This is a genomic window from Enterobacter sp. BIDMC 26 (assembly GCF_000534435.1).
GTDB lineage: Bacteria > Pseudomonadota > Gammaproteobacteria > Enterobacterales > Enterobacteriaceae > Enterobacter > Enterobacter ludwigii.
Window position 1 is genome coordinate 362,609 of record NZ_KI973182.1, and the last position, 14,344, is coordinate 376,952.

At 60.7% G+C, this 14,344-nt stretch carries 10 protein-coding genes; 5 read left to right on the top strand and 5 right to left on the bottom strand.

The features are described from left to right. Positions 1-4: 4 nt before the first annotated feature. The gene (locus L462_RS21535; RefSeq protein WP_032677656.1) at positions 5-2,254 is read right to left on the bottom strand and encodes a TonB-dependent siderophore receptor; all 2,250 of its coding nucleotides are present in this window, start codon (positions 2,252-2,254) and stop codon (positions 5-7) included. Positions 2,255-2,505: 251 nt separating this feature from the next. Here L462_RS21535 and fes point away from each other — a divergent pair, with 251 nt between their 5' ends. Genes fes through entF form a run of 3 tightly spaced genes read left to right on the top strand, consistent with a single transcriptional unit; the run spans position 2,506 to position 7,782 of the window. Beyond that, the gene (gene fes / locus L462_RS21530; protein WP_032677657.1) at positions 2,506-3,705 is read left to right on the top strand and encodes an enterochelin esterase; all 1,200 of its coding nucleotides are present in this window, start codon (positions 2,506-2,508) and stop codon (positions 3,703-3,705) included. A 10-nt stretch (positions 3,706-3,715) separates the two neighbouring features. Then, a complete protein-coding gene (locus L462_RS21525; protein WP_014169063.1) occupies positions 3,716-3,928 on the top strand; it encodes an MbtH family protein in 213 nt (70 codons plus the stop codon). Continuing rightward, positions 3,925-7,782: an enterobactin non-ribosomal peptide synthetase EntF gene (gene entF, locus L462_RS21520; protein WP_032677658.1), complete on the top strand. Its 3,858-nt coding sequence runs from the start codon at positions 3,925-3,927 to the stop codon at positions 7,780-7,782. The genes L462_RS21525 and entF overlap by 4 nt, the downstream gene beginning before the upstream one ends. A gap of 46 nt (positions 7,783-7,828) precedes the next feature. Here entF and fepC read toward each other — a convergent pair whose 3' ends face one another. The 3 genes from fepC to fepD are packed head-to-tail and all read right to left on the bottom strand — an operon-like array spanning position 7,829 to position 10,619. Next, positions 7,829-8,629: an iron-enterobactin ABC transporter ATP-binding protein gene (fepC, locus tag L462_RS21515; protein ID WP_014169065.1), complete on the bottom strand. Its 801-nt coding sequence runs from the start codon at positions 8,627-8,629 to the stop codon at positions 7,829-7,831. Beyond that, entirely contained in the window at positions 8,626-9,615 is a 990-nt protein-coding gene (gene fepG, locus L462_RS21510; protein WP_155964471.1) for an iron-enterobactin ABC transporter permease, read from the bottom strand. Before fepG ends, fepC begins: the two co-directional genes overlap by 4 nt. Beyond that, the gene (gene fepD / locus L462_RS21505; RefSeq protein WP_032677660.1) at positions 9,615-10,619 is read right to left on the bottom strand and encodes a Fe(3+)-siderophore ABC transporter permease; all 1,005 of its coding nucleotides are present in this window, start codon (positions 10,617-10,619) and stop codon (positions 9,615-9,617) included. Before fepD ends, fepG begins: the two co-directional genes overlap by 1 nt. Before the next feature lie 108 nt (positions 10,620-10,727). Here fepD and entS point away from each other — a divergent pair, with 108 nt between their 5' ends. Next, entirely contained in the window at positions 10,728-11,975 is a 1,248-nt protein-coding gene (gene entS / locus L462_RS21500; protein WP_014169068.1) for an enterobactin transporter EntS, read from the top strand. 44 nt (positions 11,976-12,019) lie between these two features. On the opposite strand, the gene fepB is transcribed toward entS, so the two are convergent. Then, entirely contained in the window at positions 12,020-12,979 is a 960-nt protein-coding gene (gene fepB, locus L462_RS21495) for a Fe2+-enterobactin ABC transporter substrate-binding protein (RefSeq protein WP_032677662.1), read from the bottom strand. Positions 12,980-13,166: 187 nt separating this feature from the next. On the opposite strand from fepB, the gene entC reads away from it, so the two are divergent. After that, complete coding sequence (entC, locus tag L462_RS21490; protein WP_014169070.1) at positions 13,167-14,342, top strand: isochorismate synthase EntC; 1,176 nt, start codon at positions 13,167-13,169, stop codon at positions 14,340-14,342. The last annotated feature ends 2 nt before the right edge of the window (positions 14,343-14,344 follow it).

The window sequence follows — 14,344 nt, forward strand, 5'->3', positions numbered from 1 at the left end:
TGTCTTAGAAGTGCGTGTTCACGCTCATAAACCAGGTTCGGCCCGGCTCATTATAGGTGTATGCACCCGCGCCGTACATATACGCACCGGTTGTGGCGTTGCCGGTGGTCTGGGCATTACCCGCGCGCCACTGGCGTTTATCAAAGACGTTATCCACGCCGCCGGTCAGGCTGACGTTTTTGGTCACGTCCCAGGTCGCACTCAGACCAACGATGCTGTACGGGCTGACTTCGTCTTTCTCAGACCCAGTCACCGGCTGGCCTTTGTAGTTGTACTTCTTCGGCTGCTGCTTGCCGTACCAGGTGAAGGTCGACTGCAGCGACACATCCTGATGTACCTGCCAGCTCAGGGTTGAGTTCAGCGTGTACTCCGGGATGATCGACAGACGGTCGCCGGTCTCCTTGTTCTTACTTTGCAGCATATAGGTGATGTTGTTGGTCCAGTTGATCGTGTCGCTGACCGGCACGTTCAGGGAGCCTTCCAGACCTTCAATCACCGCTTTAGGCACGTTTTCCCACTGGTAAATATCGGTGGTCACTTTACTGGTGGAGGTCTGGCCGACTGGCGCATACCCCGCTTCAATCTTGTTGCGGTAGTCGTTACGGAACCAGGTCACGCCCGCCAGCCAGCCGTCGTGTTTCCACTCCAGACCAATCTCTTTGTTAATGCTGGTTTCGGCTTTCAGGTCGTCGTTACCCATCATGTAGCAACCCACGCCGTCGGAGCTGGCGTAGCAGCCCTGGCCTTTGCTGTACAACAGATAGTTCGGGTTGGTCTGGTACAGGCTCGGCGCTTTATAGGCGCGAGCGATACCCATCTTCAGCGTAAAGTCGTCACCCAGGCCTTGCGACAGGTTCAGGGACGGGCTCCAGTTGTTACCGACGATCGTATGGTGATCGAAGCGCAGCGCCGGGGTCAGCATGGTGCTGTCCGTCAGCTCCATGTTGTTTTCAGCGAACAGGGAGAAGATCTCCGCCGAGGTATACGGGCTACGATCGTTGCTGAGCCCCGGAATGGTCCCGCCCTGCTGGGTTTGCGAGAAGGAGGTCGAGTCCTTCATGCGCTGCTGGTTCCACTCGGTGCCCAGCGTCAGGTTCTGGTTGACGAGGAAATCAATCGGCAGGTTGATTTCGCTGTGCAGCATCACATCAGCCAGGTCGGTGTCGGTGAATTTATTGCTGTTGAACAATCCTTCCGTACCGCCTGCCAGGCCTTCGCCGAGACGCGAATTGCGGGTGTGCTCGTACTGCGCCCAGTTGCTGGTGGTAATCCCATTATCCCAGCCGCCATTCCAGGTCACCGCAAAGTTCTGGCGATAGATACGGTTAGTCTCTTTACCGTAGTTTTTCTTCACCAGACCGCTGGAGCTGTTGTCGTTGTTGGTGTTCTGGGTATCACCCGCGTAGAGGTTGTTCTGGCGGCTGTAACCCGCTTCAAACTCCAGGGACTGCATGGGCGCGAAGTCCCAGCGGACCACGCCGTTAATGTCTTTGTTCTCGACACCTTCACGGCCTGCAGGCAGGGTGTCGGCATAGGTACCGGTACGATCGGACTGGTGGCCCTGGTTGATGTCCCACGCATCGGCCTGGGTTTTGTCCAGGTTACCAAACATGCGGAAGCTGAAGTCGCCGCCCAGCGGGCCGCTCAGGCTGAAGTTGGTGCGCTTAGTGGAACCCTCATCCTTATGTTCTGGAGCATTCAGATAGGTGTTCCAGGAGCCATGCCACTGGTTGTCGAATTTTTTGGTGATGATGTTCACCACGCCGCCTGCCGCACCGTTACCATAGCGAGCTGCGGCCGGGCCACGAATGACCTCAATGCGTTCAATCATCTCTGGCGGTACCCAGCCGGTGTCACCGCGGGTATCGCGCTCGCCGCGCCAGCCCAGACGGATGGAGTTGCGGCTGGTGACCGGCTTGCCGTCGATCAGGATCAGGGTGTTTTCCGGACCCATACCACGAATATCAATCTGACGGTTATTGCCGCGCTGTCCGCTGGTGGAGTTCCCGGTCAGGTTAACGCCAGGCATGGTGCGAATGATTTCGGCCACGTCACGTGCGGGCGGGTTTTTACGGATTTCATCGGCGGTGATGGTCGATACCCCTGGTGCCTGCAGGTTCTGCTCTGCGGCGGTGATCACCATGGTGTCTTCGTGCTGCGCGTCGGCGGTGTTGTCGTCTGCCAGCGCTGGCATCGCAACGCCGTAAATCCCTAAGTTGACCAGCAAGGCCAGGGAGTGAATCTTCTTATTCATTGTACGTCCTGCTTTTCGCGCCGCATCCCCGGGCTCCATTCCCGAAAGGGAGAGGAGGCGGCATGGTGTCACCCGCAGTTTGCGTAAGCAGCCCCGTCCTCGAGCGCACACAACGCGTGGCATGGTTGTTTTATGAGCGCGCTTCCCACAGCGCGGCCACTACGCTATTGCAAATGCAAATAGTTATCAATAATATTATCAATAAAATTTGTCCTGAAACAAAAAAGACTGATAAACATGAGGTTATACGGGTGACGGGGTTAAAAACGGGAAGTGAAGCCTGGTGGCAGTCGAAAAATGGACCCGAATGGACCCGCGAGAATGGGCACTATCGCGTCACTTTCTGGTGGCGTGACCCGGCAGGAACGCAAAAAACCTCGCCGCTAAAACGCGTCTGGCTCTACATCACCGGCGTGACCGATCACCATCAAAATGCCCGTCCGCAATCCCTCGAGCGTATTCCTGATACTGACGTCTGGCAGTGGCAGGGTGCGTTCACCCCGCAATGGCGTGGCAGCTACTGTTTTATCCCTTCAGTGAACGAAGATGATTTTGCCGACGCGGTCTTCCACGGCGAGCAACCCGATCGTTTGGCGCTGCGTGAAGGCTGGCGAAAGTTGCTCCCCGCGGCAATGGCCGATCCGTTAAATCCGCAAAGCTGGCGCGGCGGACGCGGGCATCCCGTCTCGGCGCTCGAAATGCCCGAGGCCCCGGTTCAGCCCGGCTGGAACACGCCCGCAACGCCCGGCAACGCGCCCGTCTGCTTTGAATGGGAAAGCGTGCGTCTGAATAACCGCCGCCGGGTGTGGGTTTTCACCACCGGTGAAGACAGCCCGGAGCGGCCGCTTGCCGTACTGCTCGACGGCCAGTTCTGGGCCGAAAGCATGCCCGTGTGGTCTCCGCTAACCGCGCTGACAAACGCGGGCAAACTGCCGCCTGCCGTCTACGTCTTAATCGATGTGATCGACATGGCGCATCGCAATCACGAGTTACCCTGCAACCCGGATTTCTGGCAGGCGGTGCAGGAGGAACTTCTCCCGCGGGTGAACAGCCGCACTCCGTTCAGCGACCGCGCCGACCGAACGGTAGTCGCGGGTCAAAGCTTTGGCGGCCTCTCTTCACTTTATGCCGGGCTTAACTGGCCCGAGCGCTTTGGCTGCGTATTAAGCCAGTCCGGCTCCTACTGGTGGCCGCACCGTGGCGGTCACCAGGACGGGTTGCTCATCGAACAACTTAAAGCGGGCGACCTCACCGCGCGCGGGCTGCGTATCGTTCTTGAAGCCGGGCGCAATGAGCCGCTCATCTTCCGCGCGAATCAGGCGATCTACGCCGAACTGCACCCGCAGCAACCGGTTATCTGGCGTCAGGTTGACGGCGGACACGACGCGCTTTGCTGGCGCGGTGGGCTGACGCAGGGGCTGATGACCCTCTGGCAGCCGCTTATTCACTAACGGAGTCTGTATGGAATTCAGCAACCCTTTCGATAATCCGCAGGGTCAGTTTGCGATTTTGCGTAACGACCAGGGACAGTACAGTCTGTGGCCGCAGCAGTGCCAGCTGCCGGCGGGCTGGCGCGTGGTCTGTGAAGCGCAGTCTCAGGAAGCCTGTCAGCAGTGGCTCGCCGACCACTGGCAAACCCTGCAACCGTCTTATTTTGCGGGAGAGAAAGCATGAACCGTCTTCCCCTTGTCGCCGCCCAGCCGGGTATCTGGATGGCGGAGCAGCTTTCCTCCCTGCCAAACGCCTGGAGCGTGGCGCACTACACCGAGCTGAAGGGCAATATTGACGCACCGCTGCTGGCAAAAGCCATTGTTGAAGGGATGCGGCAGGCCGACACCCTGCGCATGCGTTTTGTGCAAGAGAATGGCGAGGTGTGGCAGTGGGTGGATGACGCTATGTCACTGCCTGAACCGTCCGTGGTTCGCGCCGAATCCCATGACGCGGCGATGGCCCTGATGGAGGCGGATTTAAACCAGAACCTGCGCGTGGACAGCGGTCAGCCGCTGGCGTTCCATCAGCTGATTCAGGTAGGCGAAGGGCACTGGTACTGGTATCAGCGATATCATCATCTGGTGGTGGATGGCTTCAGTTTTCCGGCGATTACCCGCCAGATCGCAGCCATTTATCGCGCATGGCAAAACGGCGAGCCCACGCCCGCGTCGCCGTTTACCCCTTTCGCCGAGGTGGTGGAGGAGTACCAGCGCTATCGCGATAGCGAAGCGTATCAGCGCGACGGGGCGTTCTGGGCGGAGCAGCGTAAGCAGCTTCCTTCCCCGGTCTCGCTGTCGTCGGCACCGCTGCCGGGCCGTGCGGCGACCACCGATATTCTGCGTCTGAAGGTGACGGCTGACCGCCGCGCCTTTACCCGGCTTGCTCAGGCGGCGGGGCCGGTTCAGCGTACCGATCTGGCGCTTGCGCTGGTGGCGCTGTGGATCGGGCGTCTGACCGGACGGCTGGACTACGCCGCCGGGTTTATCTTTATGCGCCGAATGGGGTCGGTGGCCTTAACGGCAACCGGTCCGGTGCTGAACGTGCTGCCGCTGGCGGTGAACATCGCCCCGCACGAAAGCCTGCCTGCGCTGGCGCATCGTCTGGCAAATCAGCTGAAAAAAATGCGTCGACATCAGCGTTATGACGCCGAGCAGATCGTGCGCGACAGCGGACGTGCCGCGGGCGATGACGCGCTGTTTGGCCCGGTTCTGAACGTCAAGGTGTTTGATTATCAGCTGGATATGGATGGCGTGGACGTCATCACCCATACGCTGGCCACTGGCCCGGTCAATGACCTTGAACTGGCGCTGTTCCCGGACGAGCAGGGCGGCCTGAGTATTGAAATCCTTGCCAATAAGCAGCGCTACGATGAAGCGACGCTAACTCGCCACGTTGCACGCCTGAACGCCATGCTGATGCAGTTTGCTGCTAACCCGGATTTGCGCTGCGGCGAAGCAGAAATCGTCTCAGAGCAGGAATACCAGCAGCTGGCGCGTATCAATGATACCGGGCTGGCGCTACCGTCAACCACGCTGGCTCAGCTGGTGGCAGACCAGGCGGGCAAAACGCCGGATGCCCCCGCGCTTGCTGATGCGCACATCGAACTGAATTACCGCCAGATGCGCGAGCAGGTGGTGGCTCTTGCGACATTACTGCGGGAACGCGGCGTTAAGCCTGGCGACAGCGTGGCGGTAGCCCTGCCGCGCTCGGTGTTTCTTACCCTGGCGCTGCACGGCATCGTGGAGGCGGGCGCCGCGTGGTTGCCGCTGGATACCGGTTACCCGGACGATCGTCTGCGCATGATGCTGGAGGACGCGAAACCGTCCCTGCTGATCGCCTCTGACGATCAGCTTTCGCGCTTTAGCGATCTGCCGGTCCCTGTATTTAGTTACAACACACTATTACCCCCAGCGGGCAGTGAACCGCTGCGGCTGGCAAAGCCGGCGCACACGGCGTACATCATCTTTACCTCAGGCTCAACGGGGCGGCCAAAAGGCGTGATGGTAGGGCATACCGCCATCGTTAATCGCCTGATGTGGATGCAGGATCACTATCCGCTGGACGCGCATGACGTGGTGGCGCAGAAGACGCCGTGCAGTTTTGACGTCTCGGTCTGGGAGTTCTGGTGGCCCTTTATCGCCGGCGCGAAGCTGGTGATGGCCGAGCCGGACGCGCACCGCGATCCGCAGGCGATGCAGAACTTCTTCGCGCATTATGGCGTGACCACGACACACTTTGTGCCGTCGATGCTGGCGGCGTTCGTTGCCTCGCTGACGCCGGAAAATGCCGACTGCTGTCAGACACTGAAGCAGGTGTTCTGCAGCGGGGAAGCGCTGCCGACAGAACTGTGTCGGGAGTGGGAGCACCTTACTCATGTCCCGTTGCATAACCTTTATGGTCCAACGGAAGCGGCGGTGGACGTGAGCTGGTATCCGGCGTCGGGTCCGGAACTGGCGGCGGTGGCGGGCAACAGCGTGCCGATTGGCTTCCCGGTGTGGAATACGGGGCTGCGCATTCTGGATGCGATGATGCGTCCGGTGCCGTTCGGCGTGGCCGGTGACCTCTATCTTACCGGGATCCAGCTTGCGCAGGGGTATCTCGGTCGTCCGGACCTGACCGCCAGCCGCTTCATTGCCGATCCCTTTGCACCTGGCGAGCGGATGTACCGCACCGGGGACGTGGCGCGCTGGCTGGATAACGGCGCGGTGGAATATCTGGGCCGCAGTGACGATCAGCTGAAAATTCGTGGTCAGCGTATCGAGCTCGGCGAAATCGATCGTGCGATGCTTTCGCTGCCTGACGTGGCGCAGGCCGTAGCGCACGCGTGCGTGTTTAATCAGGCGGCGGCAACCGGGGGCGATGCCCGACAGCTGGTAGGGTATGTCGTCTCCGGGTCCGGCTTGCCGCTGGACCGCGATGCGCTGCTGCACTCGCTTAAAGCTCAATTGCCGCCCCATATGGTGCCGGTGGTGCTGCTGCAAATCAGCGCGCTGCCGCTCTCTGCCAACGGAAAGCTTGACCGCAAGGCGCTTCCGTTGCCGGAATTGACCCGCAAGACGTCCGGGCGGGCGCCAGAAACAGACGCTGAAGTGGCCGTCGCGCAGGCATTTTCTGCCCTGCTCGGCTGTGAGGTGAACGACATCGAGGCCGATTTCTTCGCCCTCGGCGGTCATTCCCTGCTGGCGATGCGCCTGGCCGCGCAGCTCAGCCGTACGTTTGCCCGCAGGGTCACGCCGGGACAGATTATGGTGGCCTCGACGGTCAGCATGCTCAGCGCGCTGCTGGATTCATCGATGAATGACGAGCAGGCGCAGCGTCTGGGCTACGAGACCCTTCTGCCGCTGCGTGAAAGCAACGGTCCGACGCTGTTCTGTTTCCATCCGGCATCCGGCTTTGCCTGGCAGTTTAGCGTGCTGGCGCGCTATCTCAGCCCGCGCTGGTCAATCACCGGCATTCAGTCGCCGCGTCCGGAAGGGCCGATGCAGCAGTGCGCTACGCTGGACGAGGTGATCGAACAGCATCTGCAGACGCTGCGCGCGCAACAGCCGCAGGGGCCGTATTATCTGTTCGGCTACTCGCTTGGCGGCACGCTGGCGCAGGGCATTGCGGCCCGTCTGCGCGAGCAGGGGGATGCGGTGGCGTTTCTCGGCTTGCTGGATACCTGGCCGCCAGAAACCCAGAACTGGGCAGAGAAAGAGGCCCATGGTCTCGATCCGGACGTACTGGCAGAAATTGAACGCGAGCGTCAGGCGTTTATCGCCGCGCAGCAGGGGCAAGGCTCTGGCGAGCTCTTTAACGCCATCGAAGGGAATTACGCCGATGCCGTCCGCCTGCTGACAACGGCGCACAGTTCACGGTTCGACGGTAAAGCGACGTTGTTTGTTGCCGGGCGCACGCAAACGCTGGATCCGCAGCAGGCCTGGGCGCCGTGGGTGGGGGAACTGGAGGTCTACAGCCAGGATTGCGCCCACGTGGATATCATTTCACCGCAGGCGTTTGAGACGATAGGACCGGTGCTGAAGGCGATATTGGGGTAGCGGTTTCCCCTACTCTCACCCTCTCTTCCAGGAGAGGGTGAGGGCATCAGACTGCACGCTTGCCCAACGGCACCACCAGCGGCGTACCGGCCACGGGATCGTCGATAATCATGCAGCGCATGCCGTAGATCTGCGCGATCAGATCCGGCGTCACAATCTCTTTTGGCGCACCCTGCGCCACAATTTCGCCGTCGCGCAACGCAATCAAATGTGTGGCATAGCGGCATGCCTGATTTAAATCATGCAGCACGGCCGCCAGCGTATAGCCCTGCGTGCGGTTCAGCTCGCTCAACAACTCCAGCAGATCGATCTGATGGCTGATATCCAGCCACGTGGTAGGCTCGTCCAGCAGCATGATGGCGGTTTCCTGCGCCAGCACCATCGCAATCCACGCCCGCTGGCGCTGCCCGCCGGAGAGCGTATCCACGCTTTGCCGGGCAAGATCGGTAATGCCCGTCGCCTGCATCGCCCGCTTCACCGCCTCATCATCCTCTTTACGCCAGCGAGTAAACAGCGGCTGATGCGGATAGCGCCCGCGTGAGACCAGTTCCTGCACCGTGATATCCCCAGGCGTGGTGGCGTTTTGCGCCAGCAGGCCGATACGGCGCGCCACCTCTTTGCTGGCAAAGCGCTGGATCTGCTCGCCGTCGAGATACACGCAGCCCTCAACCGGCGTCATCAGGCGGCTGAGGGTGCGCAGCAGGGTCGATTTACCGCAGCCGTTCGGGCCGATAATCGCCGTAAAATGGCCGTCCGGGATAGCCACCGTCAGGTCACGGGCAATGATTTTTTTGCCATAGCCGAGGGTTAAGTGTTCGCCGCGCAAGCGGGTTGTGCTGTTTGTCATTTCTTGCGTGACTCCTGAACTAACAAGACGATGAGGTAAATCCCGCCGAGGCTGACGGTCACGACGCCTACCGGAAGTTGATAAGGCATAAATAACCGCTGGGCGCAGAGGTCAGCGGCCAGCAGTAACGCTGCGCCACACAGCGCCGCCTGGGTTAATCCCCAGCGCGCTGTGCCGCTGATGCGCCGGGCAATGTGCGGTGCAACCAGCGCGATAAACGAGATCGGCCCGGCGATGGCGGTGGCGGCAGCGGTCAGTAACACTGCCACCAGCATCAGCATCAGGCGCGAGCGCTCAACGCCCACACCCAGCGCGCAGGCGCTGTCATCACCCATCTCCAGCAGGCGCATCCGGCGTACCAGCAACACCGCGCCAAGAAACATCACCAGGATCAGCGGGGCAGCGGGCCAGGTTTTGCCCCACGTCAGGCCATTGAGTGAACCGGCATACCACAGACCGGCAGAGAGCGCGGTGTCGAGCGAAGCCTGCAGCAATAGCCAGGTGTTGAAAGCCATTAACATGGCGCGAATGCCGATACCGATAATGATCAGGCGGAAGGTGTCGATACCGTTGCGCCAGGCCAGCGCCCAGATAATGAGCGCGGTGACTATCCCGCCGGTCATCGCGGTGAACGTGATGGCCGTCAGGTGCTGACCAAACAGCACCATCGCCACCAGCACGCCGCTCCAGGCGCCGGTGTTCAGCCCCATTACGTCCGGGCTGCCAAGCGGGTTGCGCATCAACGACTGAAAAATGGCACCGCTGACGCCGAGCGCCGCGCCCACCAGAATCGCCATCGCCACGCGCGGCAGTCGCCACTCGGTGACCACCAGGGTGACATTGCGCGGCGCACTGCCAAGCAGCGCGTTAAAAACCTGCGCGAAATCGAGCGTGACCGTGCCGCTGCGCAGGCTCCAGACCGCCAGCATCAGAATGACGACGGCCAGTAACGACACGCTGGTGACTAAACGTCGGGACGGGGCCATCATGCGCCACCTCCGCGTTTACGTCGCACGAGGAAGATCAGCACCGGTGCACCGATAAACGCGCTTACCACCGAGACGCGCAGTTCACCAGGCACCAGCAGGCGACCCACAACATCCGCGAACAGCAGCAGGGCAGGGGTAGCAAGCAGCGTGACCGGCAGCGACCAGCGGTGATCGGCACCCACCAGCCAGCGTGCCATGTGGGGCATCATCAGGCCGATAAAAGCAATGGGGCCGACTACCGCAGTTGCGCTGCCGCACAGTACGGTGATCGCGACAAGACCCGTTAGCTGCGTGCGCGCCACGCGGTTGCCGAGCGCGGTTGCGGTGTCGCTCCCGAGGCTCAGGCTGTTGAGCGCCCGGCTTAAACACAGCGCGACGGCGGCGGCGATGACGACCGGGATCACCACCACTTTTAAGGTTGCCAGGGTGCGGATATCCAGCGAACCGGCCTGCCAGAAGCGCAGCTGGTCGTAAACATCCGGGTTAAGCAGGGCGATGCCGTTGGATAACCCTTCCAGCACGGCGGCAAGCGCCACGCCCGCCAGCGTCAGGCGTACCGGACTCAGCTGTCCGCCACCCTGGCTACCGGTAAACGCCACCACCAGCGACGCCGCCAGCGCGCCGCAGAAGGCCATCACCAGTTGTTCAGACGGAGAGGTAAAACCGAAGAGCGCCGCGCCAAGCACAATCGCAAAGCTGGCACCGCTGTTTACCCCAAGAATACCGGGGTCGGCCAGCGGGTTACGGGTGAGCGTTTGCATTAAGGCACCGGCAAGACCCAGCGCACCCCCGGCCAGCAGTCCGGCAAGGGTACGGGGAAGGCGGGCATCGAGCACGATGGTGCAGTCGGCGCTCTGACAGCTGCCAGTGAGCGCATCGACAATAACGGACGCGGGCAGCGGCTTCGCGCCGACCAGCAAACTGAGTGCAATCGCAAGGATTAACAGTAGCAATAACACGGGCACGGCAACGGCGCGCACCGCGGAAGAGGAAAACGACATAGCAACATCCATGATTTGATAATGATAGTGATTATCGTTATCTATCTTATTTGGCTATGTTAGCATGTGCGCCAATGGAATTGGTAGAAATACACTCAAGGCCTTGTCATGAATCAAAAATCCTGGCTGCTCAACCTCAGCCTGCTGAAGACGCACCCCGCATACCGCGCTGTCTTTATCGCCCGTTTTATCTCCATCCTCTCCCTCGGCCTGCTTGGCGTTGCCGTGCCGGTGCAGATCCAGTCCATGACCCACTCCAGCTGGCTGGTGGGGCTTTCGGTCACCTTAACCGGTGGGGCGATGTTTATCGGCCTGATGGTGGGCGGCGTGCTGGCGGACCGGTATGAGCGTAAAAAACTGATCCTGCTGGCACGCGGCACGTGCGGCGTAGGCTTTATCGGGCTGTGTCTGAACGCCATGCTGCCGGAGCCGTCACTGATTGCCATTTACGCCCTCGGTCTGTGGGACGGTTTTTTTGCGTCACTCGGCGTCACGGCGCTGCTGGCAGCCACGCCCGCGCTGGTCGGGCGCGAAAACCTGATGCAGGCGGGGGCAATCACCATGCTGACCGTGCGCCTTGGGTCGGTAATTTCACCGATGGTCGGTGGCCTGCTGCTGGCGACCGGCAACGTGGCGTGGAACTACGGGCTGGCGGCGGCGGGCACCTTTATCACTACGCTCACGCTCCTGCGTTTGCCGCGCCTGCCGCCTCCGCCACAGCCGCGCGAACATCCGCTGACATCACTGATGGCCGCGATCCGTTTTCTGTTCAGTAATCCGTTGATAGGTGGTATTGCGCTGCTCGGCGGTCTGCTGACGATGGCCAGCGCCGTACGCGTGCTTTACCCGGCGCTGGCGGGCGTGTGGCAGATGAGCGCGTCGGAAATCGGCGTGCTGTACGCGGCTATTCCGCTCGGCGCGGCATGCGGCGCGCTGACCAGCGGTAACCTGGCGCAGAGTGCGCGTCCCGGGCTGATCATGCTGCTGGCTACCCTGGCGTCGTTTATTGCGATTGGTTTCTTCAGCCTGATGCCGGTATGGGCGCTGGGCGTAATGTGCCTGGTGATTTTTGGCTGGCTAAGCGCCATCAGTTCATTGCTGCAGTACACCCTGATCCAGACCCAGACGCCGGAAGGGATGCTGGGGCGTATCAACGGTCTGTGGACCGCGCAGAACGTGACGGGCGATGCCATTGGCGCGGCTATCCTCGGCGGGCTGGGGGCGATAATGACCCCGGTGGCTTCAGCGAGCAGCAGCGGCTTTGTCCTGGCTATGCTGGGAGTGATATTGCTGGTGGTCCTGGTTGAGCTGCGTCGGTTCAGGCAGGAGGTTGTGTTGAACGACAGTGCGGCCTGACGCGTTCACACCGGCCCTCTCACCAAGAGGGCCGGGTTAGCCTCTTACCTGAACAGTGCGTCTAAACGCTGCAGTACCCGCATTGCACTGTAATAATCCAGGCGGAACGTCTCTGTTCCCAGTGCCCAGACGCGCTTGTTCTGCACGGCAGGAAGGTGCGCCAGCAGCGGATTGGCGTAAATCGCATCCACATCTTTCTGATCACCGGCAAACAGGAACAGCCCTTCGCCGTTCAGCCCGGTTGCCAGATTTTCCCCGCCTAACTGAATAATATCGTGACGCTGACCCTGGCTTTTGGAGGTGTGCAATCCGGCAGGCAGTTCAGCCAGCGTAAAGCCCAACTGCTGTAATAACTGGCCCTGAGCGGATTCCGTCGTCCACAGGTTTGCCGAGTGTGCGGCGGCGGTGTAGACGATGGCGTTCACCGGCTGCGGCGGTAATGTCATCTGCTGTTTCACCTGGGCAAGCTGCTTATCAAACGCGGCGATGCGCTCGGCGGCCTGTTTTTCCTGACCCGTGATTGTGCCGAGCTGTTTTAGCAGCGCCTGCCAGCTTTTGTCGTCGTAGTTAATAACAAGCGTCGGCGCGATAGCTGAAAGCTGGTCATACAACGCCAGCGCCGAATCCCCGCCGGTGGCACTGATCAAAATCAGGTCCGGCATCTGGGCGGCCACCGCTTCGGCGCTCGGCTCGCCAATGTACAGACGCGCAAGCTGACGCTGTTTCGCAATATCGCCCCACTGGCGCAGGAATCCCTGCGCATCCGCCACGCGATTGTTGGGCGTGGTGGCGCCGCTGGCAATGACCGGCGCGTCAATCGCCAGCAGGGAGCCGGTCAGGGTCACGCTGGTGGAGACGATGCGCGTCGGTTTGTGCTCAAGCGTATGCACGCCGCGGCTGTCTGTCACCTGACGCGGCCAGTCGGCGGCAAGCGCTGAGGTAAGTCCTAAAACAAAAAGTCCGATGAAAAGCAGGGGATTACGGCAGACGGCAAGACATTTCACAACGTGGCATCCTGTTTCTGTTGAAGTTAATGCTTCTCATTTTCATGTCTGCGACGACGGGATGCAAGCGTTACCCGAAGAAGATGTTTGCTCTGCGGTTGACAGCGACGCGATGTGAGATTAGGTTAGCGAGCGTAAATATAAATGATAATCATTATTACTGCCTTTATCATTTTAGGAGGATGAAATGGATACGTCCCTGGCTGAGGAAGTTCAGCACACCGCCAGCACGCTGCAATCAGACAGCTTTTTCTTTATGTCGCCTTACCGCAGTTTTACCACGTCCGGCTGTTTTTCCCGCTTCTCTGAATCCGCCGTCGGGGGTGACGATCCGGCAGGACAGTTTCAGCAGAAATTAGCCCAGGCTTTCCGCAACGCAAAAGCCAGCGGCATTGCCCATCCTGTGATGGTGGGTGCCATTCCGTTTGATACCCGCAAGCCGTCGTCGCTGTTTATTCCGCAACGCTGGCAGACCTTTTCTCGCCCGGCGCGTCAGCAGTCCGCCCGCTATGTTGCTGGCTCACAGGCGCTGAAGGTGGAAAAACGCACCGAGATCCCACCGCAGCCGGTATTTGAAGAGATGGTCGCCCGCGCGGCTGCCCTCACCGCCACGCCGCAGGTGAACAAAGTGGTGCTGTCGCGCCTGATTGATATCGTTACCGACAAACCGATTGATAGCGGTGCGCTCATGGAGCGGCTGATCGCCCAGAACCCGGCCAGCTACAACTTCCACGTACCGCTGGAAGACGGTGGCGTGCTGCTCGGCGCAAGCCCGGAACTGCTGCTGCGTAAAGAAGGGGCGCATTTTAGCTCTCTGCCGCTGGCAGGCTCCGCGCGTCGTCAGCCGGATGACGTGCTGGATCGCGAGGCGGGCAACAAGCTGCTGGCGTCCGAAAAAGATCGTCACGAGCATGACCTGGTGACCCAGGCGATGAAAGCCATTCTCAAACCGCGCAGCCATCACCTCAGCATGCCGTCCTCCCCACAGTTGATCACCACCCCCACGCTCTGGCATCTGGCCACGCCGGTGGAAGGTGAGGCGCGTGAAAACGAAAACGCGCTGACGCTGGCCTGCCTACTGCACCCGACGCCAGCCCTGAGCGGTTTCCCGCATCAGGCTGCTAAGGCGTTGATCGCCGGGCTGGAGCCGTTCGATCGCGAGCTGTTCGGCGGCATCGTCGGCTGGTGTGACAGTGAAGGCAATGGCGAATGGGTGGTCACCATCCGCTGCGCACGTCTGCAGCAGAATACCGTTCGCCTGTTTGCCGGCGCGGGCATTGTCCCGGCCTCTTCACCCGTGGGCGAGTGGCGTGAAACCGGCGTAAAACTCTCCACCATGCTCAATGTTTTTGGTTTGCACTAAGG

Bases quoted from the DNA above. Each gene is read 5' to 3' on its own strand.
- L462_RS21535 (WP_032677656.1), bottom strand. From the start codon at position 2,254: ATGAATAAGAAGATTCACTCCCTGGCCTTGCTGGTCAACTTAGGGATT.
- L462_RS21525 (WP_014169063.1), top strand. From the start codon at position 3,716: ATGGAATTCAGCAACCCTTTCGATAATCCGCAGGGTCAGTTTGCGATT.
- entF (WP_032677658.1), top strand. From the start codon at position 3,925: ATGAACCGTCTTCCCCTTGTCGCCGCCCAGCCGGGTATCTGGATGGCG.
- fepC (WP_014169065.1), bottom strand. From the start codon at position 8,629: ATGACAAACAGCACAACCCGCTTGCGCGGCGAACACTTAACCCTCGGC.
- fepG (WP_155964471.1), bottom strand. From the start codon at position 9,615: ATGGCCCCGTCCCGACGTTTAGTCACCAGCGTGTCGTTACTGGCCGTC.
- fepD (WP_032677660.1), bottom strand. From the start codon at position 10,619: ATGTCGTTTTCCTCTTCCGCGGTGCGCGCCGTTGCCGTGCCCGTGTTA.
- entS (WP_014169068.1), top strand. From the start codon at position 10,728: ATGAATCAAAAATCCTGGCTGCTCAACCTCAGCCTGCTGAAGACGCAC.
- entC (WP_014169070.1), top strand. From the start codon at position 13,167: ATGGATACGTCCCTGGCTGAGGAAGTTCAGCACACCGCCAGCACGCTG.